The 26,848-nt window shown below is 63.3% G+C and carries 31 protein-coding genes; 12 read left to right on the top strand and 19 right to left on the bottom strand.

Going from position 1 to position 26,848, the window contains the following annotated elements:
* Nucleotides 1-96: 96 nt before the first annotated feature.
* From FJV77_RS13160 to FJV77_RS13135, 6 genes are all read right to left on the bottom strand, one after another.
* A complete protein-coding gene (locus FJV77_RS13160) occupies nt 97-558 on the bottom strand; it encodes a hypothetical protein (protein WP_142867232.1) in 462 nt (153 codons plus the stop codon).
* Entirely contained in the window at nt 555-1,790 is a 1,236-nt protein-coding gene (rlmN, locus tag FJV77_RS13155; RefSeq protein WP_142867231.1) for a 23S rRNA (adenine(2503)-C(2))-methyltransferase RlmN, read from the bottom strand. The genes FJV77_RS13160 and rlmN overlap by 4 nt, the downstream gene beginning before the upstream one ends.
* Nucleotides 1,791-1,926: 136 nt before the next feature.
* Nucleotides 1,927-2,133: a hypothetical protein gene (locus tag FJV77_RS13150; protein ID WP_142867230.1), complete on the bottom strand. Its 207-nt coding sequence runs from the start codon at nt 2,131-2,133 to the stop codon at nt 1,927-1,929.
* 61 nt (nt 2,134-2,194) lie between these two features.
* On the bottom strand, nt 2,195-2,698 hold the full coding sequence (locus tag FJV77_RS13145; protein WP_142867229.1) for an invasion associated locus B family protein: 504 nt from the start codon (nt 2,696-2,698) through the stop codon (nt 2,195-2,197).
* A gap of 319 nt (nt 2,699-3,017) precedes the next feature.
* A complete protein-coding gene (locus FJV77_RS13140; protein ID WP_142867228.1) occupies nt 3,018-3,380 on the bottom strand; it encodes a YkvA family protein in 363 nt (120 codons plus the stop codon).
* Nucleotides 3,381-3,512: 132 nt separating this feature from the next.
* Complete coding sequence (locus FJV77_RS13135; RefSeq protein WP_142867227.1) at nt 3,513-3,809, bottom strand: 4a-hydroxytetrahydrobiopterin dehydratase; 297 nt, start codon at nt 3,807-3,809, stop codon at nt 3,513-3,515.
* A 103-nt stretch (nt 3,810-3,912) separates the two neighbouring features.
* Between FJV77_RS13135 and FJV77_RS13130 the strand changes: the two genes are divergently transcribed.
* Nucleotides 3,913-4,425, top strand: coding sequence for a low molecular weight protein-tyrosine-phosphatase (locus FJV77_RS13130; protein ID WP_142867226.1), 513 nt, complete (start codon nt 3,913-3,915; stop codon nt 4,423-4,425).
* On the opposite strand, the gene thpR is transcribed toward FJV77_RS13130, so the two are convergent.
* The gene (thpR, locus tag FJV77_RS13125) at nt 4,329-4,925 is read right to left on the bottom strand and encodes an RNA 2',3'-cyclic phosphodiesterase (protein ID WP_112560072.1); all 597 of its coding nucleotides are present in this window, start codon (nt 4,923-4,925) and stop codon (nt 4,329-4,331) included. The two genes, FJV77_RS13130 and thpR, sit on opposite strands and share 97 nt — an antisense overlap.
* Nucleotides 4,926-5,062: 137 nt before the next feature.
* Entirely contained in the window at nt 5,063-5,707 is a 645-nt protein-coding gene (locus FJV77_RS13120) for an arylesterase (protein ID WP_142867225.1), read from the bottom strand.
* A gap of 85 nt (nt 5,708-5,792) precedes the next feature.
* Here FJV77_RS13120 and FJV77_RS13115 point away from each other — a divergent pair, with 85 nt between their 5' ends.
* The 4 genes from FJV77_RS13115 to FJV77_RS13100 all read left to right on the top strand — a co-directional run bounded on the left by FJV77_RS13115 (nt 5,793) and on the right by FJV77_RS13100 (nt 10,840).
* Nucleotides 5,793-6,488 (top strand): ABC transporter ATP-binding protein, encoded by a 696-nt coding sequence (locus FJV77_RS13115; RefSeq protein ID WP_142867224.1) that lies wholly within the window; start codon nt 5,793-5,795, stop codon nt 6,486-6,488.
* A gap of 173 nt (nt 6,489-6,661) precedes the next feature.
* On the top strand, nt 6,662-9,160 hold the full coding sequence (locus FJV77_RS13110; protein WP_185970308.1) for an ABC transporter permease: 2,499 nt from the start codon (nt 6,662-6,664) through the stop codon (nt 9,158-9,160).
* 241 nt (nt 9,161-9,401) lie between these two features.
* Nucleotides 9,402-10,142, top strand: a complete 741-nt coding sequence (locus FJV77_RS13105; protein ID WP_142867222.1) for a Bax inhibitor-1/YccA family protein — start codon at nt 9,402-9,404, stop codon at nt 10,140-10,142.
* Between the two features lie 119 nt (nt 10,143-10,261).
* Nucleotides 10,262-10,840 carry a GNAT family N-acetyltransferase gene (locus FJV77_RS13100; protein ID WP_142867221.1) on the top strand — a complete coding sequence of 193 codons (579 nt, stop codon included), beginning with the start codon at nt 10,262-10,264 and terminating at the stop codon, nt 10,838-10,840.
* A gap of 147 nt (nt 10,841-10,987) precedes the next feature.
* Here the strand turns inward: FJV77_RS13100 and FJV77_RS13095 are convergent, their stop codons facing one another.
* The 3 genes from FJV77_RS13095 to acnA form a co-directional block, all read right to left on the bottom strand.
* Entirely contained in the window at nt 10,988-11,374 is a 387-nt protein-coding gene (locus FJV77_RS13095) for a DUF2794 domain-containing protein (protein WP_142867220.1), read from the bottom strand.
* A 680-nt stretch (nt 11,375-12,054) separates the two neighbouring features.
* Nucleotides 12,055-12,864 (bottom strand): thioredoxin family protein, encoded by an 810-nt coding sequence (locus FJV77_RS13090; protein ID WP_142867219.1) that lies wholly within the window; start codon nt 12,862-12,864, stop codon nt 12,055-12,057.
* A gap of 334 nt (nt 12,865-13,198) precedes the next feature.
* A complete protein-coding gene (acnA, locus tag FJV77_RS13085; RefSeq protein WP_142867218.1) occupies nt 13,199-15,889 on the bottom strand; it encodes an aconitate hydratase AcnA in 2,691 nt (896 codons plus the stop codon).
* A gap of 285 nt (nt 15,890-16,174) precedes the next feature.
* Here acnA and ccmA point away from each other — a divergent pair, with 285 nt between their 5' ends.
* From ccmA to FJV77_RS13065, 5 genes are all read left to right on the top strand, one after another.
* Nucleotides 16,175-16,834 carry a heme ABC exporter ATP-binding protein CcmA gene (gene ccmA, locus FJV77_RS13080; RefSeq protein ID WP_142867217.1) on the top strand — a complete coding sequence of 220 codons (660 nt, stop codon included), beginning with the start codon at nt 16,175-16,177 and terminating at the stop codon, nt 16,832-16,834.
* 61 nt (nt 16,835-16,895) lie between these two features.
* Entirely contained in the window at nt 16,896-17,561 is a 666-nt protein-coding gene (gene ccmB / locus FJV77_RS13075) for a heme exporter protein CcmB (RefSeq protein WP_142867216.1), read from the top strand.
* A complete protein-coding gene (locus tag FJV77_RS33270) occupies nt 17,548-17,670 on the top strand; it encodes a hypothetical protein (RefSeq protein WP_281408580.1) in 123 nt (40 codons plus the stop codon). The genes ccmB and FJV77_RS33270 overlap by 14 nt, the downstream gene beginning before the upstream one ends.
* On the top strand, nt 17,667-17,858 hold the full coding sequence (ccmD, locus tag FJV77_RS13070; protein ID WP_142867215.1) for a heme exporter protein CcmD: 192 nt from the start codon (nt 17,667-17,669) through the stop codon (nt 17,856-17,858). The genes FJV77_RS33270 and ccmD overlap by 4 nt, the downstream gene beginning before the upstream one ends.
* Nucleotides 17,855-18,430: a DsbE family thiol:disulfide interchange protein gene (locus FJV77_RS13065; protein ID WP_142867214.1), complete on the top strand. Its 576-nt coding sequence runs from the start codon at nt 17,855-17,857 to the stop codon at nt 18,428-18,430. The genes ccmD and FJV77_RS13065 overlap by 4 nt, the downstream gene beginning before the upstream one ends.
* Before the next feature lie 217 nt (nt 18,431-18,647).
* On the opposite strand, the gene FJV77_RS13060 is transcribed toward FJV77_RS13065, so the two are convergent.
* Nucleotides 18,648-18,815: a hypothetical protein gene (locus tag FJV77_RS13060; protein ID WP_142867213.1), complete on the bottom strand. Its 168-nt coding sequence runs from the start codon at nt 18,813-18,815 to the stop codon at nt 18,648-18,650.
* Nucleotides 18,816-19,103: 288 nt separating this feature from the next.
* Here FJV77_RS13060 and FJV77_RS13055 point away from each other — a divergent pair, with 288 nt between their 5' ends.
* Together FJV77_RS13055 and FJV77_RS13050 are read left to right on the top strand one after the other, a co-directional pair.
* Complete coding sequence (locus FJV77_RS13055; RefSeq protein ID WP_142867212.1) at nt 19,104-20,024, top strand: SMP-30/gluconolactonase/LRE family protein; 921 nt, start codon at nt 19,104-19,106, stop codon at nt 20,022-20,024.
* A 165-nt stretch (nt 20,025-20,189) separates the two neighbouring features.
* Nucleotides 20,190-20,396 carry a 4-oxalocrotonate tautomerase family protein gene (locus tag FJV77_RS13050; protein ID WP_142867211.1) on the top strand — a complete coding sequence of 69 codons (207 nt, stop codon included), beginning with the start codon at nt 20,190-20,192 and terminating at the stop codon, nt 20,394-20,396.
* Between the two features lie 5 nt (nt 20,397-20,401).
* On the opposite strand, the gene FJV77_RS13045 is transcribed toward FJV77_RS13050, so the two are convergent.
* From FJV77_RS13045 to FJV77_RS13015, 7 genes are all read right to left on the bottom strand, one after another.
* Nucleotides 20,402-20,935, bottom strand: a complete 534-nt coding sequence (locus FJV77_RS13045; protein WP_142867210.1) for an NADPH-dependent FMN reductase — start codon at nt 20,933-20,935, stop codon at nt 20,402-20,404.
* A 33-nt stretch (nt 20,936-20,968) separates the two neighbouring features.
* Nucleotides 20,969-21,589 carry a pyridoxamine 5'-phosphate oxidase family protein gene (locus tag FJV77_RS13040; RefSeq protein WP_142867209.1) on the bottom strand — a complete coding sequence of 207 codons (621 nt, stop codon included), beginning with the start codon at nt 21,587-21,589 and terminating at the stop codon, nt 20,969-20,971.
* Nucleotides 21,590-21,680: 91 nt separating this feature from the next.
* Nucleotides 21,681-22,352 carry a septation protein A gene (locus tag FJV77_RS13035; protein WP_142867208.1) on the bottom strand — a complete coding sequence of 224 codons (672 nt, stop codon included), beginning with the start codon at nt 22,350-22,352 and terminating at the stop codon, nt 21,681-21,683.
* A gap of 61 nt (nt 22,353-22,413) precedes the next feature.
* Nucleotides 22,414-24,390, bottom strand: a complete 1,977-nt coding sequence (gene ftsY, locus FJV77_RS13030; RefSeq protein ID WP_142867207.1) for a signal recognition particle-docking protein FtsY — start codon at nt 24,388-24,390, stop codon at nt 22,414-22,416.
* 12 nt (nt 24,391-24,402) lie between these two features.
* Nucleotides 24,403-25,707, bottom strand: coding sequence for a tRNA (N(6)-L-threonylcarbamoyladenosine(37)-C(2))-methylthiotransferase MtaB (gene mtaB / locus FJV77_RS13025; protein ID WP_142867206.1), 1,305 nt, complete (start codon nt 25,705-25,707; stop codon nt 24,403-24,405).
* Nucleotides 25,707-26,591, bottom strand: a complete 885-nt coding sequence (gene dapF / locus FJV77_RS13020) for a diaminopimelate epimerase (protein WP_142867205.1) — start codon at nt 26,589-26,591, stop codon at nt 25,707-25,709. Before dapF ends, mtaB begins: the two co-directional genes overlap by 1 nt.
* A 73-nt stretch (nt 26,592-26,664) precedes the next feature.
* A complete protein-coding gene (locus tag FJV77_RS13015) occupies nt 26,665-26,826 on the bottom strand; it encodes a DUF1328 family protein (protein ID WP_142867204.1) in 162 nt (53 codons plus the stop codon).
* Nucleotides 26,827-26,848 lie beyond the last annotated feature (22 nt).

Here is a 26,848-nt window from a genome sequence, read left to right as displayed (position 1 = left end):
CTCAATAGACCATAACCGTTAAGATAGGTTGTTCCACGTCGCGAACGGGTTGCTGCGCAACGGGGGTATTTGTTGTTGCGAGCATGGCCTTCTCGGTTAGCGAAGGGAGGCATCACTCTGCCACCAGCTTCCGGCCCAGCGGCCGGCGGAAAGCCAGTAGAAGATGCCGCCGACCATGCCGCAGCCGATCACCGCGGCGATGGCGTGCGGATCGGTGACGTCGAAATTGATGTCGGCATTCTGGTGGACGAAGCCGAGGAACACCGCGGCCACGATGCCGCCCGCAAGGGCATAGAACAGCCAGTCGCGGCGGCTGAGTATTTCCGAGATCAAGATGACGATGGCCGCCGGCATGAAGGCGAAATAAGCGATGAACAGCGCCACGAAGGGGATCGAAAAATACAGCGATGCGGTCGCCGTCGGGGGAGCATGCTCGGGCGCGTAACCGAGCGAGGCCAGGAACAGGACATTGAGAAAGGCGCTCGCCGCCAGCGAAGCGACGATATAGCCGAACAGGATGACGGCGAAGCGGACGAGATAGGCGATGACGCGGCTCACGCCTCGCCGTGCCCCGCGATCATCATGGCTTCCAGTGCCAGCCGGTCGACCTTGCGCATGCGCTCAGATTCCGACTTCAGCTGGCCGCACGCGGCGAGGATATCGCGGCCGCGCGGGGTGCGGATCGGCGAGGCATAGCCGGCATTGTTGATGTAGTCGGCAAATTTCTCGATCGTCTCCCAGTCCGAGCACTGGTAGTTGGTGCCCGGCCACGGGTTGAACGGGATCAGGTTGATCTTGGCCGGAATGCCCTTGAGCAGTTTGATCAGCCCCTTGGCGTCCTCGATGGAGTCGTTGACATCCTTCAGCATCACATATTCGAAGGTGATGCGCTTGGCGTTGGAGAGGCCGGGATAGGCGCGGCACGCCGCGATCAGTTCCTTCAGCGGATACTTCTTGTTGATCGGCACCAGCAGGTCGCGCAGATCGTCATTGGTGGCGTGCAGCGAGATCGCCAGCATGACGCCGATTTCTTCACCGGTGCGCAGGATTTCCGGCACCACGCCGGAGGTCGACAGCGTGATGCGGCGCTTGGACAGGGAGAGCCCGTCGCCGTCGGAGGCGATCAGCAGCGCCTTCTTCACCGCCTCGAAATTGTAGAGCGGCTCGCCCATGCCCATCATGACGATGTTGGAGACTTTGCGACCCTCGGCCGGCACGATGGCGCCGTCGGGCGTGTCGCGGTCGGGGAAATCGCCGAGCCGGTCGCGCGCGGTGAGCAACTGGGCGAGGATCTCTTCCGCAGTCAGATTGCGCACCAGTTTCTGCGTGCCGGTGTGGCAGAACGAGCAAGTCAGCGTGCAGCCGACCTGCGAGGAGATGCACAGCGTGCCGCGGCCTTCCTCGGGGATGTAGACGGTCTCGATCTCGACCGGACGGCCAGCGCCACGCGGCGGAAAGCGGAACAGCCATTTGCGCGTGCCGTCGGACGAGATCTGCTCCTCGACGATTTCGGGCCGGGCGACGGTGAAATGCTTGTCGAGCTCGCCGCGCAGATCCTTGGAGATGTTGAACATGCCGGCGAAATCGGAAACGCCGCGAACATACATCCAGTGCCACAGCTGCTGGGCGCGCATTTTCGCCTGGCGCTCGGGCACGATGCCGGCACTGATGAGGGCCTCGCCGAGTTCGGCCCGGGTCAAGCCGATCAGCGACGGCTTTTCAGCCAAAGCTGTGCGGGCGCGCAACGCATCGCGTGCGCCCTCAGTGGTGAGATCGAAGGAAAGGGTCATATCAGCGCCAATATAAGCGAATTGCGGCCGATTTCATCCATCGTGCCGAAAAGAAGCGCGGCGCATAGCACAGGTTGGAGTGAGAGTCATGCAGGGCGGTTGGTCCCCAGCTAACGGATGCCAGAGAAGGCAGTGCTTAAGTTGCCAAAATGCGCATCAAAATTCTTACTCCAGCCAAACCGCCCATGCCGAGCATCGCGCCGACAATCCAGCCTGCAAAACCCAGAGCTATTGCTCCAACGTATCCGGCGGCGTGATAGCCGGCCTTACCGCCAAGCAGCGTTCCCGCTGCGCATAGCGCGACAATCCATACCGTTCGCAGGATCTTTCCCGATTTGCTCATTCGAACCGAGTGCAGGTGTTTCTCGGATGGAGTTCGAGAGCAGGCTTTTCAGCGCCGGCAACTACTTGCACTTGGCGATCGACGACAGCGCCGCCGAGATGCCCTTCAGCGAAAACACATAGGTCGTCGGGTTGCCGCGGCCGGACTTCGCCGACACCTTCATGTCGGTGCCGGTCTTCATGGCGGCGATCAGCACGGGTTCCTCGGCAGCGTTCTCGACCCAGGCCGACTTGCCGCGGGTGAACATCGAGAACGTCTTCTTGTCGATGGTGACGGTGGCCTTGGAGCCTTCCTGGAAGGTGTAGCCAGCGATGAATTGCGGTTCGTAGGACACCTGCTGGCCCGGCCGCTGGCTGACGAAGAAGAACATGTCGCCATGGTCGAGCGTCGGCGGCTGCTTGTCGGTCGGCACGGTGAGCACATAGCAGACCTTGCCGCCCTGCGCCTGATAGCTGTAGGTGCCCCAGGCATTGTGCTGGCCGATCTTGGTTGCCTGCTGCGCCAGCGCCGGCGCGGCAAAGGCCACCAGGACCAGGCTCGAGACTAGTGCAATCAATCCGCGCATCGTTTTTCCTGTATTCCAAATGGTGCGGAGGCAGGCCGGCTTGGCGTCCTGCCCGTCGCTTCATTTTGATTTAATCTGGGTTACCAAACGGTGAATTTCCCTCGGAAAAGGACATTCATCCCTGGAAACCACCGCCATTTTCACGCTGCCTTTGTGAAAAGCCGCTGTCGCAATGTCCCTGCGGCGACTTGGAGGCCACGAAAGCGGCAAGAGTTTGACTTTTTCAACGGCCGCAGCGGAACCCGAAGCCAAGCGACTATCGCCCTGTTTGAACGCCGGATTTCTGGAAAACAAGTTCGCTGATGGGACGGCCGACGGTTCAGCTCTTGTCGGCGATCGCTTCCTTGGCGGCCTTGCGGTGGGCAGGCGTGATATGGGCGCTGACGGCAGTGATCGCCGCGGTCAGCACGGCGATGTCGTCGGTGAAGCCGAGGCCGAGGACGAAATCGGGGATGACGTCGGTCGGCAGCACGAAATAGCCAAGCGCTGCCAGCAATATGCCCTTGGCGCGCAAAGGCGTCTTCTTGTCGAGCGCGCAGTAATAGGCGGCGACCACCTCTTCCATGAACGGTATCTGCCGCGCCGCCTTCTTGGCCGTGCGCCAGAATTTCGCGCGCACTTCGCTTTCATCGCCCAGCCCGTTGCCGAAGCCGAAGAAATCAAAACCGGGTTGTTGCGCCATCAATGTCTCCTCTGCTGGCCGTCACGCACCGTGTTGCGCGCGGCCGGCACGGGAAAATGTGGTGAAAGCCGAACCTCCCTGCAAGAGGATGGTTCCGATTTGCCGTTGCCGGCACGTCGCTGCGCCCGACGTTCAGCCGCCGAAATAACCGTTCATCTTCTTGGCCAGCGCGATGTCAAGCGCAGTGACGCCGCCGGCGTCGTGGGTGTTCAGCGTCACGTCGACGGTCTTGTAGACGTTCGACCAGTCGGGGTGATGGTCCATTTTTTCCGCGGCCAAAGCGACGCGGGTCATGAAGGCGAAGGCTTCGGAAAAGTTCTTGAAGACGAAATTGCGCTTGATGGAGGCGCCGTCCGCGGCCAACGACCAGCCGCCGAGGTCGGCCAGTGCGGCTGTAATGGCGTCCTTGCTGAGTTTTTCTCTCGTCATGATGATGTCCCGTGCTATCCCGATTTTGACCCTCACCATAGTGCAAGTCGCCCAAACGTGCTTTGCGTTTTGGGGTTCCAAATGCACAAACGGCGCATATCGAATGAGCGTAAAGCCAATAAATTCCATTCTGTTCGTCTGCCTCGGCAACATCTGCCGCTCGCCACTCGCCGAAGGCGTGTTTCGCGCCGTGCTGGCCGAGCGGGGCCGCGCCATGATGCTGGACTCGGCCGCGACCGGCGGCTGGAATCTCGGCGAAGCACCAGACCCGCGCTCGGTCGCGGTCGCTGCCCGCCACGGCATCGACATTTCCGGGCAGCGGGCGCGGAAGGTCCGGCCGGAGGATTTTGCCCGCTTCGACCTGATCCTCGGTATGGACCGGCAGAATGTCCGAGACCTGAAGGTGATGGCGCCGGCCGGCGCCGGCGAACGCATCCATCTGCTGGCGGAGTTCGCGCAGGGAAAAGCCCGCGACGTGCCGGATCCCTATTACGACGGGGCGGAAGCCTTCGCTTCGGTCTACCGCATGATCCGCGAAGCGTCGGAGGCGCTGGCAAAGCTGCTCGAGGAGCGCGCATCGGCGCCGGACAGCGGCCAGGCTTCCTCGACGATGTAGGGACCGCCGCCGACCGAATCGCGCGACGACATCAAGACGAAGCGGCCGACGCGGAACGGCAGTGTCGAGAAATTGCCGCGCGCCGACAAGTACTGCGCTACGTCGAGCGGGCTCGAATTGCGTAGACGCGCCAGCGTCACATGCGGCGTGAATTTGCGTGGGTCCGCCGGCAGGCCCAGCCGCTGGCAGATGCGGTCGATTTCGCCTTGCAGGGCGGAGAGATCGGGTGAGGCGAAAACGCCGGCCCAGACGGCATGCGGCTTTTTCTGGCCGAAGGCGCCGACCCCGGACAGCGTAAGCGAGAAGGATGGGCGGTGAACCCGGTCGAGCGCGTTGGCGATCTCGTCAGCGACATGGCCCTCGACATCGCCGATGAAGCGCAGCGTCATGTGGTAGTTTTCGACATCGATCCAGCGCGCCCCGGGCAGGCCGCCCCTGAGCAGGGACAGCGAAAGAGCGGCGTCACGCGGTATTTCGAGGGCGGTGAAAAGACGCGGCATGGTGAGCCTCCCTTCCTCGAATCGAACTATGCCCCTACCGAATCATCGATATTCAAGCGGGGCAAGTGATTTGTTGGTCGCAGGCTTTCCCTAATGTTTCCCTTACGGAAGGTGCCGTCAGAAGCGAAGATCCCGTTTCAGGCGCCGCCCTCGACCGCTGCAATTGCCTTTTCCACGATGGGCAGGATGCGCTCGACCATGCGGTCGACGCCCTTGGCATTGGGGTGCAGGCCGTCCTCGAGTTGGAACCCGCTCTCGCCGGCAACGCCATCGAGAAAGAACGGATAGAGCGGCACATCGTATTTCCCGGCCAGCTTCGGATAGATCGCATCGAAGGCGGTCTGGTAGTCGGCGCCGAGATTGGGGGCGGCGCGCATGCCGGCCAGAAGCACGGCGATCTTGCGCGCTTTCAGCTTCGCCAGCATGTCGTCCAGGTTCTTTTCAGTAATGCTGGGCGAGACGCCACGCAGCATGTCGTTGGCGCCGAGTTCCAGGATGACAAGCTTGGTGCCGTCCGGCACCGACCAGTCGAGCCGCGACAGGCCACCGCTCGACGTATCGCCGGAAACGCCGGCATTGGCGACGCTCACATCAAGGCCCTTGGCGCGAAGGGCTGCCTGCAATTTGTCGGTGAAGCCTTCGCCAGGCCCCAGGCCAAAGCCCGCCATCAGGCTGTCGCCGAAGCCGACGATGGTGAATGTCTCGGCCCGCGCCGACGAAATGGCGCCGCAAAGGGTGAGGAAAAGGATGAGCCCTGCGGCAATCGAGCGTTTGAAAGACATGCAGCAGGCCCCATATGACCAAGAATTCTTCCGGCGACGGCTTCCGGCAGGCAGAGCCTTCATCCCCATATAGGACGCTTTAATTGTGACAGAAGCCGTCATCGAGCTGAAAGACATATCCCTGACCCTCGGCCAAGGCGCGTCGTCCGTGCATGTGCTGAAAGGCGTCAGCCTCGACGTCACGCGCGGCGAGGCGACGGGCATCGTCGGGCCTTCGGGATCCGGCAAGTCGACCTTGCTGATGGTTCTGGCCGGACTGGAGCGGGTCGATTCGGGCACGGTGCGCATCGCCGGCGAATTGCTTAACGGCAAAAGCGAGGACCAGATTGCATCGTTTCGGGGCCGAAACATCGGCATCGTCTTCCAGTCTTTCCATCTCATTCCCAATATGACAGCGCTGGAAAATGTCGCGGTGCCGCTGGAGCTGGCCGGCCATGCCGATCCGTTCGGCGTGGCCGCGCGTGAACTGGCAGCCGTAGGCCTGAGCGACCGAGTCACCCACTATCCCGGCGAACTCTCCGGCGGCGAACAGCAGCGCGTGGCGATTGCTCGGGCGCTGGCACCCGCGCCGCGCATTCTCATCGCCGACGAACCGACCGGCAATCTCGACCAGGCGACGGGGCGGCAGGTGGCCGACCTTTTGTTCGCCATTGCGGCCGAGCGCGGCATGACGCTGGTGCTGGTCACCCATGATCCAGCCCTTGCGGCGCGCTGCTCGCGCCAGGTGTCGATGCGCTCGGGCCGCATCGAGGATGCGCCTCTGCTCAAAGTGACGGCGTAGCCATGGCTGAAAAGACCCCCTCATCCCACCTTCTCCCCGCTGGGGAGAGGAGGCCGACGTCGCAGCTGGTGACCTCTTCTCCCCTCGGGAAGAAGGTGGCCGCGAAGCGGCCGGATGAGGGGGCGACCTGGCCCCGCACCCTGAAGCTGGCGTTTCGGTTCTCGCTACGCGAAATGCGCGGCGGGCTGTCGGGCTTCATGATCTTCCTGGCCTGCATCGCGCTCGGCGTGGCTGCCATCGGCGGCGTCAATTCGGTGGCGCAGGCGATCACCGCCGGCGTTGCCGACCAGGGCCAGACGCTGCTCGGCGGCGATCTGCGCTTCCAGATCAACCAGCGTGATACGGTGCCGGCCGAAAGCGCCTTCCTTGGTGGCCTGGGTGCGGTGTCGCACAGCGCTAACATGCGCTCGATGGCGCGGCTCGAGGACGGCACCAACCAGGCGCTGGTCGAGGCCAAGGCAGTCGACGACGCCTATCCGCTCTATGGCGCACTGCAGACCGAACCGCGGCTTGGCCGGCAGGATCTGTTCGGTGAGAAATCCGGAATCTTCGGCGCCGTGGCGCCCGACCTGCTGTTCGATCGGCTCAATGTGAAGATCGGCGACCGGCTGAAGCTCGGCAGCGCGACATTCGAATTGCGCGCCAGGCTGGTGAGCGAGCCGGATGCGGTGTCGGACGGTTTCGGCTTCGCGCCGCGGCTGATGGTTTCGACAGCAGGGCTCGCCGCATCCGGGCTGATCCAGCCGGGCAGCCTGGTCGAGAATGCCTACAAGGTTCGCCTGCCGGTCGGCGTCAGCGAGGCCGATCTCAAAAGCATCCAGAAACGGGCCGCGAGCGATTTCCCCGAAGCCGGCTGGTCGATCCGCACGCGTTCCAACGCCGCACCCGCACTGTCCTCCAACATCGAACGCTTCTCGCAGTTCCTGACGCTGGTCGGGCTGACGGCGCTGGTGGTCGGCGGCGTTGGCGTCGCCAATGCGGTGCGCGCCTATCTCGACGGCAAGCGCGGCGTCATCGCCACCTTCAAGAGCCTCGGCGCTTCCGGCGGCTTCGTCTTCACCGTCTATCTCGTACAGATCCTGATGATCGCCGGCCTCGGCATTGTGCTCGGTCTTATCCTCGGCGCCGCCATGCCGTTCGCGGCGAGTGCCGCGCTGCAGTCGGTCATTCCGGTCCCGGCCGAAGGCGGTTTCTATCCCGGCGCGCTCACCATGGCGGCGCTCTTCGGGCTGCTGGTGACGCTGGCTTTCGCGCTGCTGCCGCTCGGCCGCGCCCGCGACGTGCCGGCAACGGCGCTGTTTCGCGAAATGGGGTTTGAGGGTCGCGGCTTTCCGCGCCTGCCCTACCTTGCCGCAGCGGTCGTCATCGCGATCGCTCTGGCGGCTTTGGCCATCCTGTTTTCCGGCGACCAACGCATCGCCTCTATCTTCGTCGGCGCGACGATCTTTGCCTTTCTGGTGCTGCGCCTGGTTGGCGCGCTGGTGCAATGGGCGGCGCGCAAAAGTCCGCGCGTGCGCTCGGTTGCGCTCAGGCTCGCCATCGGCAACATCCATCGGCCTGGCGCGCTGACGCCGTCTGTCGTGCTGTCGCTGGGGCTCGGGCTGACGCTCTTGGTGACGCTGGCGCTCATCGACGGGAATCTCAGGCAGCAGATCTCCGGCAGCCTGCCGGAACGGGCGCCGAATTTCTTCTTCGTCGACATCCAGAACGGCGATGTCGACGCCTTCTCGGCGCTGGTCGGCAAAGAGGCGCCCAAGGGCACGCTGGTCAAGGTGCCGATGCTGCGCGGGCGGGTGATGGCGCTGAACGGCGTCGATGTCGACAAGGCCAATGTGCCGTCTGAAGGCGCCTGGGTGCTGCGCGGTGATCGCGGCCTGACCTATGATGCCAAACAGCCGGCCAACGCGACGCTGACCGAAGGCAGCTGGTGGCCGGATAACTATACCGGCGAGCCGCTGGTTTCGTTTTCCAACGATGAAGGCAAGGCGCTGGGGCTGAAGCTCGGTGACACCGTCACCGTCAATGTGCTGGGCCGCAATGTGACGGCCAGGATCGTCAGTTTCCGCGAAGTGCAATGGGAGACGATGGGCATCAATTTTGTCATGGTGTTCTCGCCCAACACTTTTGCAGGCGCCCCGCATGGCTGGCTGGCGACGCTGACGGAAAAGGATGCCACGGCGGCCGATGATGCCCGACTGCTCAACGCCCTCACCCGTGCCTTCCCGGCGGTGACGACGGTGCGGGTCAAGGATGCGCTCGATCTCGTCAACCGGCTGGTCGGCCAGCTCGGCACGGCGATCCGGGCGGCGGCCGGCGTGGCGCTGATCGCTTCGGTGCTGGTGCTGGCCGGCGCGCTCGCCGCCGGAAATCGCGCCCGTATCCACGATGCGGTCGTGCTGAAGACGCTGGGCGCCACGCGGCGGACGCTGATCACGGCGTTTTCGCTCGAATACATGCTGATTGGGCTCGCCACCGCGGTGTTCGCACTTGCCGCCGGCGGCATCGCGGCCTGGTACATCGTCGCCCGCATCATGACGCTGCCATCGCATTTCATGCCGGAGGTGGCGGTGGCGACTTTGATCTTCGCGCTGGTGATCACCGTCGGCATCGGCCTGGCCGGCACTTGGCGGGTGCTCGGCCACAAGGCGGCGCCGGTGCTGCGCGACCTCTGAGTTTTGAGGTGGGAATCCCGGCCGAATCCGGCCCGTCCGGTTAAATCTTGGTAATGTGCGACGTTGGAAGCCCAAGAAAACCGGCTTCCAGCGATTCACCAGGCGTTGCAGGCCGTTACGGTCTTGTTCTTGACGTCAAGAACCATCATATTTCGCCACAGGCATGCTGGAGCCCCGCCAGCGGCGCCCAGGTCCTAAAAGGGCCTGACACCGTACGGGGCAGAAGCAACAGAGGATTCCAATGGCTGAGCCCATTCGCAACTACCAAACTTCGGCCGTGCCCGGCGCGCGCGCCGACATCGACCAGGGCCTGCGCAGCTACATGCTGAAGGTCTACAATTTGATGGGGCTTGGTCTCCTCATCACCGGCGTCGCCGCTTGGGGCGCTTTCCAGCTCGCCGTCACCGGCGACGGACAGCTGACCGCTTTCGGCACGCTGATCTACGCCAGCGCCTTCCGCTGGGTGGTCATCCTGGCCCCGCTCGCCGCCGTCTTCTTCCTGTCGTTCAGGATCCAGTCGATGAGCGTGGCTGCGGCCCAGACGACCTTCTGGGTCTATTCGGGCCTGGTCGGCCTGTCGCTGTCGACCATCTTCCTGGTCTACACCGGCGCCTCGATCACCCAGACCTTCTTCGCCACGGCGGCCGCCTTCGGCGGACTGTCGCTCTATGGCTACACGACCAAGCGTGATCTTTCGGCGTTCGGCTCGTTCCTGGTCATGGGCGTGGTCGGCCTGGTGATCGCCATGCTGATCAACATCTTCCTGCAGTCGTCGGCGCTCGGCTTCGCCATCTCGGCGATCGGTGTGCTGATCTTCGCCGGCCTCACCGCCTATGACACGCAGACCATCAAGGAAATGTACTACGAAGGCGACCAAGCCGACGTTGCCGGCCGCAAGGCGATCATGGGCGCGTTGAGGCTCTATCTCGACTTCATCAACCTGTTCATGTTCCTGCTGCAGTTCATGGGCGACCGCCGCTAAGCGGTTTCCTATCCAGGCAACTGGACCAGCTGATATCGAAAGGGCGGCCCAACGGCCGCCCTTTCCTTTTGTACCGACCTTTGCTGTGATGGCAGGCAGATGAATCGTTTGCACAAATTATGAGCACTGTTACCATACGAGCGGCCCTGGAGGGCGACCTCGACCGAATCACCGAGATCTATGCCGATGCGGTGAGGCATGGCACGGCGAGCTATGAACTGGAGCCTCCCAGCCGCGCCGAGATGGTCGCGCGCTTCGACAGCCTGACGGGAGGCGGCTTTCCCTATCTGGTCGCCGAAAAGGATGGAGCGTTGCTTGGCTATGCCTATGCCGGCGCGTTCCGCCCGCGCCCAGCCTACCGCTTCATCGTCGAGGATTCGGTCTATGTCGCGCCTGATGCCAAGGGCCAGGGCGTCGGGCTGCTGCTGATGCAGGCGTTGATCGAGGCCTGCCGGGTCGCAGGTTTTCGCCAGATCATAGCTGTGATCGGCGACGGCCATGCCGACAGCGCCTCCGTGCGGCTGCATGAAAAGCTTGGTTTTCGCCACTCCGGCCGCCTGGAGGGCTCAGGCTACAAGCACGGGCGCTGGCTGGACACGGTGTTCATGCAGCTGTCGCTGAATGGCGGCGCAACAGTCCCGCCCGATCCGGATTCGTTGCCGGAGCGGAAATTTCGCAAGAGTCTTGGCGGGAAGTGAGTGGGGGTTGACGAACTTAGGAACTGGAAAATTGATGAATTGAAGAATTGGAGAAAGGGACTCAGTCCTGGAGAAATCCCGTCTTCTTAATTCCTCAGCTCTCTATTTCTTCAATTCCCCAATTCCTAAGTTCTTCAATTCCCCAACTCAGGCCTCGACAACTTTCAGCTTGGGATCGAACACTCCAAGCACGCGGCCGAGTTCCTGGCCGCGCTTGAGGATGCGGCCGCCAGCGGCGATGACGGCGAAGGCGCCTTGCCGGCGCGCCAGTTTCGGATCCTTGACGATCTGGAACAGCGGCACTTCGCTGGCCCGGCGGAAGACCGAAAACACAGCGCGATCAGCGAGATGATCGATGGCATAGTCGCGCCATTCATTGGCGGCGACCATGCGTCCGTAGAGTCTCAGGATCTCATCGAGTTCACGCCGATCGAAGCGAACCGGCTGGTCGAGGCGTTCGCGTCGCGCCTCCTGCAGCGGGATCAATATTGCGGATGCGTCCCCATCCTCCGTCCCACCGCTGCGATCGGTCATACCGCGATCCCTTGAAAAAATGAATCTCGCTTGCAGAAGTTGGCGTGTTCGCCGTGGAATTGCAAGACCCGGCTAACCATCCCGGGGCTGCGCTGTTTTCGCAGCGTCCAGTCACTTTTATAAAACGCGGTGTGTGAATTGGTGATGCTTCGCCACATTCCTGCCTTATTTTATCCGCGCTCATGCCCCAATGTCCGACGAATTTACCGGCGTTGCCTGAGACGGTTCGGTCCGGCACCGGCTCGTAAACCCCAAGCCCCCCGCCCACGGGTCTGCGTCGGATCGAACCAACCTCGGACTTTCCCCAGGGAAAGACCGGGTGCGACGATCCCAAAACCTAAATGACCGACGTCAGAAGCAAGCTGACGTCGGTTTTTTGTTGGCTGAACGATTTCGAGCTACCGCACGACTTCGTCATCCACGGGCGGAGCGGAAGCGAAGCGGACGCGCAGACCCGGGGATCCATGCCGCGACATTTGTCGAAGCGTGCCGCCTATCAGAATGGTCAGCCGGTGCGCACCTATCTCGAAATGGACAGCCAAGGCGGGCGGTCACTCGATTCTGGGCCGCTTTCGTGCGTAGCCGATGTCGCGGCATGGATCCTGGGGTCTCCGCGACGGAGCTCCGCTCCTGCTTCGCCCCGGGATGACGAAGGCAGGGGCCGTTTCGACAGATTCTGTTTAAGGCTTATGAATAAACGCCGCCCCGAGAATCGGACCCGGCAGGCCGTCCTTGCCGACGGATTGCAGCAGCACGGCGCAGCCGCCTTTCTTGGCGATCTCGGTCATCGGCAATTCGTAGCGCTGCGCCTTGCCATGCCACATGCCGGCGGTCTGGATGCCGGTGACGGCGTTCCAGTAGGTCATCGAGCGGCCGGTGTTCTCGCCCTTGGCGATGGTGACCGTCTGCGGCGGTTCGAAATAGACGATGACGACATGGGCGTCGGTCGGGCCGCTGCCGGCGTCGCCGGCATCGATCATGACGCGGTCGCTGGTGCGGCTGACCTTGATCGAGACCCGCATGCCGTCGCCGGATTTCTCCATGCGGGCAAGCGCGCCGTCGACTTCCCTGCGGCTGGCGCCGTTGACGTGGCTGCGGCCATTGATGACGGCTTGCGGCGTGTAGACCGAGCGGGTGCCGAAGGCGCGCATATAGTCATATTGCCGGTCGGTGTTGTCCTTGCTGCTCAGCGTGTCCTGCCAGCCGAGATAGTCCCAGTAATTGACGTGATAGGCGAGCGCGACGACGTCGTCCTTGGCCGCGAGCTCGGCAAAGAAAGCGTCGGCCGGCGGACAGGAATTGCAGCCCTGGCTGGTGAACAGCTCGACGACGCCCAAGGGCCTGTCAATCTGGGGCCTGTCAATCTGGAGCTTGTCGGTCTGCGGCTTGTCTGCCTGAGTGGTGCCGGACTCCCCGGCAAAGCCGGTCCCGGCAAGCGCCGAGAAGGCCAGCGCGAAAGCCGCAAGCCGCAGAGGTTGTCGAGGTGCCATGGCCGTTCCGATTCCCGCCGGTGACGCCGGCCTTGTTCTGGTTGCCCAGATTTGTGGCAGAAGCGACAGTCAACGGGAAGTCACGTTGCGGTGAAATTTTTGCTGCCGCACCCGTGGGTATGGCCGCTATGGGCGGAGCACTTCACCGCCCGGTTCGATCAGGAGCATGCCATCAGGAGCTTGCGGCAGATCTTGCTGAGCCCAACCGATTTTTACTGCGGGCGGACAAGGCGAAACTTCCGGCCGGCCAGCCAATGCTTTGGAAAGACTGGGCGGTAGGCAGTAGGCAGTAGGCAGTAGGAGGCCTTATTCCCTACTGCCTACGCCCTATTCCCTACGCAGCCAGATCGCGCAGCACGTATTGCAGGATGCCGCCGTTCTTGAAGTAGTCGAGCTCGTCCAGCGTATCGATGCGGCAGATGATCGGCACGTTCTTCACCGTGCCGTCACCATAGGTGACCTTGGCGATCATGGTCTGGCGCGGCTTGATTGTGCTCAGGCCGTCGATCTCGACCATTTCATCACCCTTGAGGTTGAGCGAAGCCCAGGAGGTACCTTCCTCGAAGACGAAGGGGATGACGCCCATGCCGACCAGGTTCGAGCGATGGATGCGCTCGAAGGACTGGGCGATGACGGCACGGACACCCAAGAGATTGGTTCCCTTGGCTGCCCAGTCGCGCGACGAGCCGTTGCCGTATTCGACGCCGGCGAAGATGACCAGCGGCACGCCTTCCCTTTTGTACTCCATCGCCGCGTCGTAGATCGATTCCTCTTCCTTGCTGGGGTAGTGGATGGTGTAGCCGCCCTCGCGGCCGTTCTCGCCCAGCATGTGGTTGCGGATGCGGATGTTGGCGAAGGTGCCGCGCATCATCACCTCATGATTGCCGCGCCGTGTGCCATACTGGTTGAAGTCGGCAACGCCGACGCCGTGGTCGGTGAGGTATTTGCCGGCCGGCGAAGCAGCCTTGATCGAACCAGCCGGCGAAATGTGGTCGGTGGTGATCTTGTCGCCGAACAGGCCGAGTACGCGGGCGCCCTTGATGTCGCCGATCTTGCCGAAACCGGCGGTCATGCCGGCGAAATAGGGCGGGTTCTGCACATAGGTCGAATTGTCGTCCCAGGCATAGGTCTGGCCTTCCGGCGCCTTGACGTTCTGCCAGTACTCGTCGCCCTTGAAGACGTCGGCATATTTGCGGGCGAAAAGTTCGCGGGTGACGTTCTTCTCGATGAACTCCTGGATCTCGGCCGAGCTCGGCCAGATATCCTTGAGGTAGACCGGCTTGCCGTCGCGGCCTTCGCCGAGCGGTTCTGTGGTGAGGTCCTTGGTGACCGTGCCGGCCAGCGCATGCGCGACGACCAGCGGCGGCGAGGCCAGATAGTTGGCCTGCACGTCGGGCGAGACGCGGCCTTCGAAATTGCGGTTGCCGGACAAAACCGCGGCAGCAATCAAACCTTTATCATTGATGGTTTTCGAGATTGGCGCCGGCAGCGGGCCGGAATTGCCGATGCAGGTGGTGCAGCCGAAGCCGACCAGGTTGAAGCCGATCTGATCGAGCTCCTTCTGCAGGCCGGATTTTTCGAGATATTCGGCGACCACCTGGCTGCCCGGCGCAAGTGAGGTTTTTACCCACGGCTTCTGCTTGAGGCCAAGCCGGTTGGCGTTGCGCGCCAAAAGGCCGGCGCCGATCAGCACGCTCGGGTTCGAGGTGTTGGTGCACGAGGTTATGGCGGCGATGACGACGTCGCCATGGCCGAGATCATGGTCGGTACCCTCGACGGCGTAGCGCTTGGAGATTTCGGCAGCCTTCTTGTATTCGGTCTCCATCGCCTTGGCGAAGCCGGCCGGAATGCCTTCCAGCGCGACGCGGCCTTCAGGGCGCTTGGGGCCGGCCATCGACGGCACGACCTCGCTGAGTTCAAGCTCGAGCAAATCGGTGAAGATCGGATCGGCCGATCCGGTGTCGCGCCACATGCCTTGCGCCTTGGCATAGGCCTCGACAAGCGCGATGCGGCTTTCCTCGCGGCCCGACATTGTCAGGTAGCGGATGGTCTCGCCGTCGACCGGGAAGAAGCCGCAGGTGGCGCCATATTCGGGCGCCATGTTGCCGATGGTGGCGCGGTCGGCCAGCGTCATGTTGGAGAGGCCGGCGCCGAAGAACTCGACGAACTTACCGACGACGCCCTTCTTGCGCAGCATCTGGGTGACGGTGAGCACGAGGTCGGTGGCGGTGACGCCTTCTTTCAGCTTGCCGGTGAGGCGGAAGCCGATGACTTCCGGCAACAGCATGGAGACCGGCTGACCGAGCATGGCGGCCTCTGCCTCGATGCCACCGACACCCCAGCCCAACACGCCAAGGCCGTTGATCATCGTGGTGTGCGAATCGGTGCCGACGCAGGTGTCGGGATAAGCAGTGGTTTCGCCGTCTTCGGTGTTGGTCCAGACAACCTGTCCGAGATATTCGAGGTTGACCTGGTGGCAGATACCGGTGCCGGGTGGCACGACACGGAAGTTGCGGAACGCCTGCTGGCCCCATTTCAGGAACTTGTAGCGTTCCTCGTTGCGCTCATATTCAAGCTCGACATTCCTGGCGAAGGCCATTGGCGTGCCGAATTCGTCGACGATGACCGAGTGGTCGATGACGAGGTCGACCGGCACCAGCGGATTGATCTTCTGCGGATCGCCGCCGAGCGCCTTGAGGCCGTCGCGCATTGCCGCGAGATCGACCACCGCTGGAACGCCGGTGAAATCCTGCATCAGGACGCGGGCCGGGCGATAGGCGATCTCGACGCCTGCAGTGCCCTTGTCGGTCAGCCAGCCGGCAACCGCCTGGATGCTCTCCTTGGTGACGGAGCGGCCGTCTTCATTGCGCAAAAGGTTCTCCAGCAGCACCTTCATCGAATAGGGCAACTGGGCGATGCCGGTGAGGCCGTTCTTCTCGGCCTCGACCAGATTGTAATAGACATAGTCCGCGCCACCCGCGGTGAGGGTGCGGCGGCAATTGAAACTGTCGAGGGTTTTTGACACGTGCGGTCCGTCCTTGTCTGTTCAGCCTGAAAGGGAACGGACGCCGATGGGCATGCAATCACGCGCAAAGGTGCGGGTACGGCCATTTCCGCTGTCCGCTCCCGAGCAACCCGAGCCGTTCAAGGCGGCGCGTGCGCTGGTTCGGCGCAAATTCTGTTCCCGTGCCGACCGCTGGCACGGATGACCCGCATATAGAGAATTTTCTGGAATAGTTCTAGACAGTCGACAGGCAATTTTGTGCGATGCGGCAGCTGTCGCACGGTAAAGTTTTCGGGACGGGCAGGCATGCGGCTGATTGCCGAAAATCTGGGCGGCGAACGCGGCGGCGAGAGGATCTTTTCCGGCATCGGCTTTGCGCTCGAAAAGGGCCAGGCGCTGGTCGTCACCGGACCGAACGGATCAGGCAAATCGACACTGCTCAGGGTCATCGCCGGGCTGCTGCCGAGGGCTGAAGGCGATGTGCGAATCGAGAGCGGCGGCGAGACGTTTCCGACGATCGCTTCGGCCTGCCACTATCTCGGCCATCTCAATGCAATGAAGACGGCGCTGAGCGTAGCGGAGAATTTGCGCTTCTGGCGCGATTTCAACGGCGATGGCCAGTTGGGTGTCGAAGAGGCGCTGGAAACGGTGGGGTTGGGCGGTATCGGCCATCTGCCGTTCGGCTATCTGTCGACCGGTCAAAGAAGGCGGGCGGCGATTGCGAAACTTTTGGTCAGCCATAGGCCGCTGTGGCTGCTGGACGAACCGACGGCGGGGTTGGACAAGGCTTCGGAGACGCGGTTTGCGGGGCTGATGGCGAGGCACTGCGCCGAGGGCGGGATTGTTGTCGCGGCGACGCATCTGCCGCTGGGACTGGATGGGGCACAGGCGTTGGTGATGGGCTCACCCTCCCCCTTGTGGGGAGGGTCGATCCGCGAAGCGGAGCGGGGTGGTGGTCTCTTATGACAACCGCCGCTCCCCCACCCCGGCGCTGCGCGCCGACCCTCCCCACAAGGGGGAGGGTGAAGTGCTAGCCCTAGTTCTCCGCGACATCCGCCTCTCCATCCGTGCCGGCGGCGGGGCGTTGACGGGCGTCATCTTCTTCCTCGCCGTCATTGCCACCATCCCCTTCGGCGTTGGGCCGGACCTCAAGCTGCTGGCGCGTATCGGTCCGGCGATCCTGTGGATCGGCGCCTTGCTCGCCTGCCTGCTCGGTCTCGATCGCCTGTTCCAGGCCGACCGCGAGGACGGTTCGCTCGACCTTCTTGTGCTCGGCAATGACCGGCACATGCTGGCGCTGACGGTGCTGGTGAAGTGCCTGGCACATTGGGCGGGCAGCGTTCTGCCGCTGGTGGTCGCGGCACCTTTGCTTGGCCTGTTCATGAATATGGAACCGCTCAGCATCGGCGCCACCGCGCTGACGCTGCTGGTCGGCACGCCGGCAATCACCTTCATCGGCGCGGTGGGCGCGGCGGTGGCGGTAGCGCTGCCGCGCGGCGGGCTGTTGATTTCGGTGCTGGTGCTGCCGCTGACCATACCGGTGCTGATCTTCGGGGTGTCGGCCAGTTACGGCGCGGTGGCCGATCCCGACCCGTTTCTGCAGCCCTTCCTCATTCTTGCCGCGCTGACGCTGTTTCTTGCGGTGCTAGGCCCGGTGGCGGCAGCGCTGGCGCTGCGGCATGGAACGGATTGATGTGGCCGCTGCGGCGCAGCGGCCAATTGCGAAGCCGAAGCTGCAAAGCTATGGGAAGGCCATGATCGAGCACGGCGAAGCGACAGCGGAAGGGAAGCGGGCTGCATGAGCGCACACGCCCTTTATGTCACCGCCGCCTATGGCATCACGGCGGTCGTGCTGGCCGGACTGATCGGTTGGATCCTGCTCGACCAGCGTGGGCGCAAACGCGAACTGGCAGAACTAGAGGCAGCAGGCGTACGGCGGCGTTCGGACAAGGCCAGCACTGGGGCCAGCACTGGGGCCAGCAAACCATGAGCACGGAAAGCGAAGCGCCGACGCGCCGCCGCCTGATCGTGCTGTTGCCGCTGCTGGTTTTCCTCGGCCTCGCCGGATTGTTCCTGTTGCAGCTTTTGTCGGGACGCGATGAGGCGGAAGTGCCGTCGGCGCTGATCGGCCTGCCGGCGCCGCGGACCAATCTGCCGGCGCTGGAAGGGTCAAACCTGCCCGGGCTGGATTCGAAAGCGTTCGCCGGCAAAGTGACGCTGGTCAATGTCTTCGCATCGTGGTGCGCGCCGTGCCGGGAAGAACATCCGGTGCTGCTGGCGCTGTCGCAGGACAAGCGCTTCACGCTTGCAGCGCTGAATTACAAGGACGAGCCGCAAAACGCGCGCCGGTTCCTCGGCGATCTCGGCAATCCGTTCCAGGCCATCGGCGTCGACGAAGCCGGCCGCACCGCGATCGACTGGGGCGTCTACGGCGTGCCGGAAACCTTCGTCATCGGCAAGGATGGCAAGATTGCCTACAAATATGTCGGGCCGCTGACGGGGGAGTCGGCGCAGACGGTGCTGATGCCGGAGATCGAGAAGGCGCTCGCGGCACCGGGTTAGGCGACAACGCCCTTTCATTTCGTCATTCCAGGGCGAAGCAAGGAGCGAAGCGACGCGGCGCAGACCCTAGAATCCATGCCGTGACGTCGGCCGTAGACTACTGCGGATCAGAATAAGCGCTGCGTGGAACGGTAGACAGAATTCTGCACCGTTGCACCGCTCGAGAGTCACGGCATGGATCCTGGGGTCTTCGCGACGGAGCGGCGCGATGAGGTGCTCAGCCGTAGATCTGCTTGTGGACCTGGTAGAGCATTTCCGAGCGGTCGGCGCGCAGGTCGGCGAGGTCGCGGCCGGAAAGGTTCTCGATTTCGGCAACGAGGCGGTTGTAGTGCTTGCGCTTGGCAATCGAGGTGCGAGCGCGGGTCATGAGACTGTCGAAGATCATAGCAAGGGTCCTTTCGTGCCGCATATCAGCGGCGAATTTGTTCCTCCCTTGACTGTACGCAGCATGACATAGGAATGGTGCGTTGCAAAAAGAAGATGTTGCAATGCACCATTGCGCAGGACGCATAGCCGGTTAATGCAGCGCTAACAGCACCATGCACGGCCGAACACGTTTCCGGGCCAACACTGGGCGTGCGCCTTTTGTCTTACAAATTGCTCATGCGCCGTCTTGCCTTCTCGTTCACAGGCTGGCTTGATCCGCACGTTGCGTGATGCCCGGAGGAAAAGCATGGCGACTGCAGATTATTACGAAATTCTCGATCCGCGTTTCGCGCGGCTGTTCAATGGCAACGCCCAGGTGGAAAAACTGTTCACCGGCTGTCAGTGGGCGGAAGGGCCGGCCTGGTTCGCCGCCGGCCGCTATGTTGTCTGGTCCGACATCCCCAACAACCGCATGCTGCGCTATGACGAGACTGACGGTAATGTCAGCGTGTTCCGTCAGCCCTCCGGCAATTCCAACGGCAACACCGTCGACCGCCAGGGCCGGCTGGTGACGTGCGAGCATTCCGGCCGCCGCGTCAGCCGCACCGAGTATGACGGCTCGATCACCACCATCGCGGCCAAATGGAAAGGCAAGCGTCTGAATTCGCCCAACGACGTCGTGGTGCGCTCCGACGGCTCGATCTGGTTCACCGATCCGAGCTACGGCATCGACACCGACTATGAGGGCGACAAGGCCGAGAGCGAAATCGGCGCCTGCTACGTCTACCGGGTCGATCCCGGCAGCGGTGAGGTCGAGGCTGTCATCACCGACATGGTCAGGCCGAACGGGCTTGCCTTCTCGCTCGATGAAAGCCAGCTCTATGTCGTCGACACCGGCCGCACCCATGGCTCACAAAACCCGGCGCATATGCGGGTCTTCAACATCGGCAAGGGCGGCAAGAAAGTGTCGGGCGGAAAGGTGTTTGCCGACTGTACGGCGGGCCTGTTCGACGGTTTCCGGCTCGACGAGGCCGGCCGCATCTGGACCAGTGCCGCCGACGGCATCCATTGTTACGATCCCGACGGCACGCTGATCGGCAAGGTCAAGGTGCCGGAAGTCGTCGCCAATTGCGTGTTCGGCGGCAACAAGCTGAACTGCCTCTACATCGCCGGCACGACGTCGCTCTACATGGTGCGGCTGATGGTGAACGGGGCCAAGACCTATTGAGGCTGCTGGAAACGCTTCTCTGGCGGCCCTTGATGGCGCTCCTGCGCATGCCCGCGACGCCGGTTGCGCCGCGGCTGCCGGAACCGCCGCCAAGTGGTTCGCCGGAGCGGATTTCGAAGCCGTCTGCCAGTGGCGATATCAGGCACAATTCAAGGGGAGGACGTCATGCCATTCGTCAACATCCGCATCGTCAAGGAAGTGATCGCCGCCGATCCGGCGGGCAAGAAGGCTGACATCGCTAGAAAGGTAACGGCGGCCATCATGGACGCAACCGGGCTCGGCAATGACGACGTCTGGGTGGTGTTCGAAGAGGTCAACGCGCGCGATTGGTATGTCGGCAAGACCGATGTCGAGACGCTGCGGAAGAGGTAGGACGCTCACTGCCCGCGTATAAAACCCGCAAAGGCCTGCACAGCTTCCCGCATCGCCAGCACATTCGTTGGCTCCGCCAGAATGGCTTCCATCTCCGGCGGTTTCTTGCCCAGCAAGGCGATCTCCAACACCGCGTCCTCGCAGAGCGCAAACGACATCGTCCGCATGATCTCGGCCAGCGCGGCGCGGGCGTAGAGCGAGCGCGCGGAGGCGTGGGCCAGCATGGCCGGCTTGCCGACGGCGGCGTCGCGCGAGACCAGCCAGTCGAGGGCGTTCTTCATGCCGCCCGGCACGCCATGCGCATATTCGGGGCAGGAAACGATGATGCCGTCGGCGCGGGTGACGGCATCGATCAGTCGCGTGGCTTCGGCCGGCGTGCGCTCGCCTTCGTCGTCGGGATTGAAGATCGGCAGCAGGCCGAGCCCGTCATAGATGGTTACCCGGCAATCCGAAGGCGCGTTCGCGGCCAGCGCTGCGAGCAGCGCGGAATTGGTCGAGGCGGCGCGCAGGCTGCCGGAAACGGCGAGGAGCTCGATCAAGGGGAAACCGGGGTGGGCGAATCGTGCTCCACTCTACCACATGGTCTGGCGGTAGGCCTCGTCGAGCGAGCGGTCGAACTCGCCGGCAGTTTCGGAAAGCGTCATCTGGTCGGATAGAATCTGGCCAAGCGTCGGCAATGTCGCGCGATCATACCAGCTGTCCGGCTTCCACAATTGCGAACGCATGAAGGCCTTGGCGCAATGCATGTAGGCGGCCTTGACGCTCACCACGACGACGCTTTGCGGTTGCTTGCCGTCGACGGCGAGACGCTCGCGCAAGCCTGCATCGACGGTGATGCGGGCGTCGCCATTGATGCGCAGCGTCTCGTTCATGCCGGGGATGAGGAACAGCAGCCCAACCGAAGGGTTGAGCAGGATGTTTTCCAACGTGTCGAGCCGGTTATTGCCGGGTCGGTCGGGGATGGCGATGGTCTTGTCGTCGAGGACAAGGGCGAAGCCTGGTTTATCGCCTTTCGGCGTCACGTCGGCATTGCCGGCGTTATCGGAAGAACCGATCAGCACGAAGGGGCTCTTGCCGATGAAGGAGCGGCAGTGGCCGTCGAGCGCCTTGAGTTCCTTGCGCATCGAGGCGTCGGTCGGCCGCGGCGTCTTGTAGATCGTCCTCAGCTCGTCGCGCGTGGTGACGAATTCCATAGCCGTCTCCTCCAATTCCAGCGCAATTCCCAAGGGAAAGCGCTACGCGCTTTTCCCGGGAAAACCGCTACACACTTTTCCTGGAATTGCGCTATTTGCCAGCTTTCTCCGCATTCTCGGTCTTGTCATCCAGCGAATGGCGCAGGATCAGCGGCATCTGGCTGAAGGTGAACAGCAGCGTGATCGGCATGATGCCCCAGACCTTGAAGGTAACCCAGAAGTCGGTCGAAAAATTCCGCCACACCACTTCATTGGCAAGAGCCAGGAACAGGAAGAACAGGCCCCAGCGGAAGGTCAGCTTGCGCCAGCCTTCGGCATCGAGGCGAAAGGCCGAATCGAAGACATAGCCAAGCAGCGAGCGGCCGAAATACAGGCCGCCGAGCAGCACGCCACCGAACAGCGTGTTGACGATGGTCGGCTTCATCTTGATGAAGACGTCGTCCTGCAGATAGAGCGTCAATGCGCCGAAGATGAAGACGACGACGCCCGAAACCATCGGCATGATCGGCAAGGTGCGCATCAGCAGCCAGGAGGCGATCAGCGCGATTGCGGTCGCGGCCATGAACAGGCCGGTGGCGACGAAGATCGGCCCGCCGAACTCGGCCAGGACCGGGAATTTCTCGACCAGCCAGGCGCCGCGCGCATTGGCGAAGAAGAACACCATCAGCGGCCCGAGTTCCAGCACCAGCTTGAGCAGCGGATTGACGCTTTCCTTCTTCTTTTGCGGGTCGGACGGGTCGCGTTCGAGGATGGGAGGGTTCATGACTTCCTTCTGACGCATGATCTTGTCCAAAAAGCCGTCAGCTCTTCGGGATCATTGCCTGTTACGCTACGCCCGCGATCGCCCTGGCGAATTCGCTGGCTGAGAAAGGTTCGAGGTCGTCGACCTGTTCGCCGACGCCGATGAAATAGACCGGCAATTTGTGCTTTGCCGCGATCGCCACCAGAATACCGCCGCGCGCCGTGCCGTCCAACTTGGTCATCACCAGGCCGTTGACGCCGGCGACATTGCGGAAGATCTCAACCTGGTTGAGCGCATTCTGGCCGGTGGTGGCGTCGACCGTCTGCAGCACGGTGTGCGGTGCCTCCGGATCGAGCTTGCCCAGCACGCGAACGATCTTTTCCAGTTCGGCCATCAACTCGGTCTTGTTCTGCAGCCGGCCGGCGGTGTCGATGATCAGCACGTCGGAGCCAGCCTCTTTGGCCTTCTCGAAGGCGTCGTAGGCGAGGCCGGCGGCATCGGCGCCGATCTTGGAGGCGATGACTGGCGATTTCGTCCGCTCACCCCATATCTTCAATTGCTCGATGGCTGCAGCGCGAAAGGTATCGCCGGCGGCGAGCATCACCGATAAGCCGCCATCGGTCAGTTTTGCCGCCAGCTTGCCGATGGTCGTGGTCTTGCCGGTGCCGTTGACGCCGACGACCAGGATGACATGCGGCTTGTGCGAGAGGTCGAGCTCCAGCGGCATGGCGACATGGGTCAGCACCTTCTCCACCTCGGCCGCCATCACGGCGCGCACTTCCCCATCGGAGACATCCTTGCCGTAGCGGCTCGAGGCCAGCGCATCGGTGACGCGCAGCGCGGTCTCCAGGCCGAGATCGGCGCGGATCAGCACGTCCTCAAGGTCCTGCAGCGTTTCCTCATCCAGCTTGCGCTTGGTGAAGACGCCGGCAATGTTGCCGGTGAGTTCGCGCGACGACCGCGCCAGCCCGTCCCGCATGCGCTGGAACCAGGAGCGCCGCGGCGTCGGTTCCGGCGCTTTGACCGGCTCAGCCTTCTGCTCGACCTTCTTGGTGACGGTCACCTTGCCGGGAGCGGGTTTGGGCTCTGGCGAAGGTTGCGGGGCTGGCACTGGTTTGGGCGCGACCTCGGTAATGACGGGCCGTGCTTCGACCGACGTGGGTGCAGCTTCGGGCTGCGTGCGCTTTACCTCCCCCTCGATGGGGGAGGTCCCGAGCGCAGCTCGGGGGTGGGGGTGACTGGCATGAACGTCAGCGCCATCACCCCACCCCGCCGCTTCGCGTCGACCCTCCCCATCGAGGGGAGGGTAAGGCGCTGGCGCAGGAGCTTCTTCCTTCTCCCCGTCCCTATACGGGGAGAAGGTGCCGGCAGGCGGATGAGGGGCGGCGCTGGCTTCTGAGATCGGCTGCGCAGGAGACGGGGCCGGTGGCGGCACCTCGATCGGGGGCGCTTCGGCGGGAAGCTCGGCCGGTGTCGGCACCTCGACAGGCGCTGGCTCAGGCAGCCTTTCCGGGCGCGACGGTTCGATCTCCGGCTCGGCCGGTGCCGGCGGCACCTCTTGCGGCTGCGGTTCGGGCTCCGGAGCGGCGGGCGACGCAGGAACCTCCTCAGGCTCCAGCGGCTCGGGCTCAGGTTCCCGTTGCGGCTCTTCCTCCGGCACAGGCTCCGGCAGCGGTTCAGGCTCGGAGGGGACGACCGGCTCCGGTGCTGGCGGAATGGTCGGTGCTGGTTCGGGCTTCGGTTCTTCGGGCGCAGGCTCTACCTCCCCCTCGATGGGGGAGGTCCCAAGCGAAGCTTGGGGGTGGGGGTGACTGGCGCCGGCGTCGGCGCTGTCACCCCTCCCCGCCACTTCGTGGCGACCCTCCCCCTCGAGGGGAGGGTGGGGAGCTGGTGCTGGCTCGTCGCGCTTCAAAAATTCCGGAACGACTTGTTCAACCGCCGGCTTCAGCGCCTCAAGCGCGTCCCATTTGATCGGCGGCAGCGGAGCGGTTTCGTCGATGCGCTCCTCGACGACTTCCTTCTTGCCGAACGAAAATATCTTCTTGAAAAAACCGGCCATGCTTCAATCGTCTCAGGCGGCGCGGGCAGTGAGCGGTGCTGCAATGAGGCGAGCGCTGTCATGGCCGGAAATGACAGCCTCGACAATCTCGCCCGGCGCGCCGGCGGCGATGGCGGCCAGAGTAAACCCTTCGGTACGGCCAAGACCGTCACGTTCGACCAGGATCGACTGGCGCGTGCCGGGAAGCGATGCCAGATGACGCCGATACGCGGCCTCGCCGGCGGCGCGCAGCCTGGCGGCGCGCTGCTTGACCAGTTCGCGGCGGACCTGCGGCATGCGGGCGGCGGGCGTGCCTTCGCGCGGGCTGAATGGAAAGACATGCAGATGCGTCAGCCCGCACTCCTCGACGATTTTTATCGAATTCTCGAACATGTCCTCGGTCTCGGTCGGGAAGCCGGCGATGATGTCGGCGCCGAAGACGATGCCAGGGCGCAATTTGCGCACATCCTCGCAGAAGCGAATCGACTGGTCGCGCAAATGCCTGCGCTTCATGCGCTTCAAGATCATGTCGTCGCCGGATTGCAGCGACAGATGCAGATGCGGCATCAGCCTGGGTTCGGTGGCGATGGCATCGAGCAGATCGTCGTCGGCCTCGATCGAATCGATGGAGGACAGGCGCAGCCGCTTCACGTCGGGCACCTGCTTCAGGATGGTCTTTACCAGCCTGCCCAATTTCGGCGCGCCCGGCAGGTCGGCGCCGAAAGACGTCATGTCGACGCCGGTCAGGACGATCTCGGCATAGCCATTGCCGGCCAGCCGCTTGACCTGCTCGACCACGGCGCCCATCGGCACCGAGCGCGAATTGCCGCGACCGTAAGGGATGATGCAGAAGGTGCAGCGATGGTCGCAGCCATTTTGCACCTGAACGAAGGCGCGTGCCCTGCCCTCGATGGCGTCGACCATATGGCCGGCCGTCTCACGCACCGAGAAGATGTCGTTGACGCGCGCCTTTTCGGTGTCGTTGACGCCGAAATCCGGCAGTGCGCGATAGGAGTTCGCCTTCAGCTTCTCCTCATTGCCGAGCACCAGATCGACCTCGTCCATCGCAACGAAATTCTGCGGTTGGGTCTGCGCCGCGCAGCCGGTGACGATGATACGCGCCTGCGGGTTTTCGCGGCGGGCTTTGCGGATCGACTGCTTGGCCTGGCGCACCGCTTCCGAAGTGACGGCGCAGGTGTTGAAGATGATGGCGCCGCCTGCGAGCGCGCCGAGGCCGGCACTTTCCGCCTCACGCCGCATCACCTCGGACTCATAGGTGTTCAGCCGGCAGCCGAAGGTGACGACGTCGATGCCTTTGGAATTGGCAAGACTAGCCATCAAGCCGCGCTTTCGGTGTCGCGGGCCCAGCTGCCGGTCGACGGATCGAAACTGCCGGAAAATTCCCATTCGGCCGCGCCGGTCAGGATGACGTGGTCGTCGTCGCGCCATTCGACATGCAGCGAGCCGCCGCCGGGCGTCATCAGCGTAACGCTGCGGCCGGTGCGCCGGGTGCGGGCGGCGGCGACCACGGAGGCGCAAGCGGCCGAGCCGCAGGCCTTGGTCAAGCCGGCGCCGCGCTCCCAGGTGCGGATGATCATCGTCTCCGGCGACGTCACCTGGGCAATGGTGATGTTGGCGCGCTCGGGGAATATCGGGTGGTTTTCGAGCAGCGGGCCGAAGCGCTCGAGTTCATAGGACCAGACATCGTTGTCGACCCAGAAGATGGCGTGCGGGTTGCCCATCGAGAGAGCCGAAGGCGAATGCAGCACCGGCGCGTCGATCGGGCCGATCTGCAGTTCGATCATGCGGGTGTCGCGAAATTCTTCGGCCAGCGGAATATCCTGCCAGCCGAAGCGCGGCGTTCCCATGTCGACCGAGATCGTGCCGTCGGCATGCTCGACGGCGTTGAGGATGCCGGCGCGGGTCTCGAAGGTGAAAGTCTTCTGGCCGGTTTCGGCAGCCAGCGCCTGGACGACGCAACGCATGCCGTTTCCGCAGGCCTGCGCGCCCGAGCCGTCGGAATTCAATATGTCGATGTAATAGGCAGTACCAGGTGTGCGCGAATCATGGATCGCCATGATCTGGTCGAACCTGGTCGTCGCATCGGCGTTGAGCGCGACAGCCGACGCTGCCGTGACCTTGTCGGCACGACCACGCATGTCGGCAACGATGATCTCGTTGCCGATGCCGTTCATCTTGGCGAAGGGGGCCGTGCCTGCCATGGCGTTCGGTAATTCCTGTCCGTTTTGCCGCTATATGGCGGAAACGGGCAGGAATTACCAGTGTGGGCTGCGTCTAGGTTACCGCAAAGACGCCGAGCACGAACAGCAGGAATATGACGAGAACGATGCCGATAAGCACGCGCGCACCGGTGGCTGCGGCCCCCGCCAGCGCCGGCATGCCAAGCAGGCTCGCGGCAGCGGCGACAATCAGAAGAATGATGATCCATTTGATCATGGAAAGGCTCCCGGCCAAATTG

Origin of the sequence: Mesorhizobium sp. WSM4306 (genome assembly GCF_007003975.1) — a bacterium.
GTDB lineage: Bacteria > Pseudomonadota > Alphaproteobacteria > Rhizobiales > Rhizobiaceae > Mesorhizobium.
This window is presented reverse-complemented; position numbering and strand designations above follow the sequence as displayed.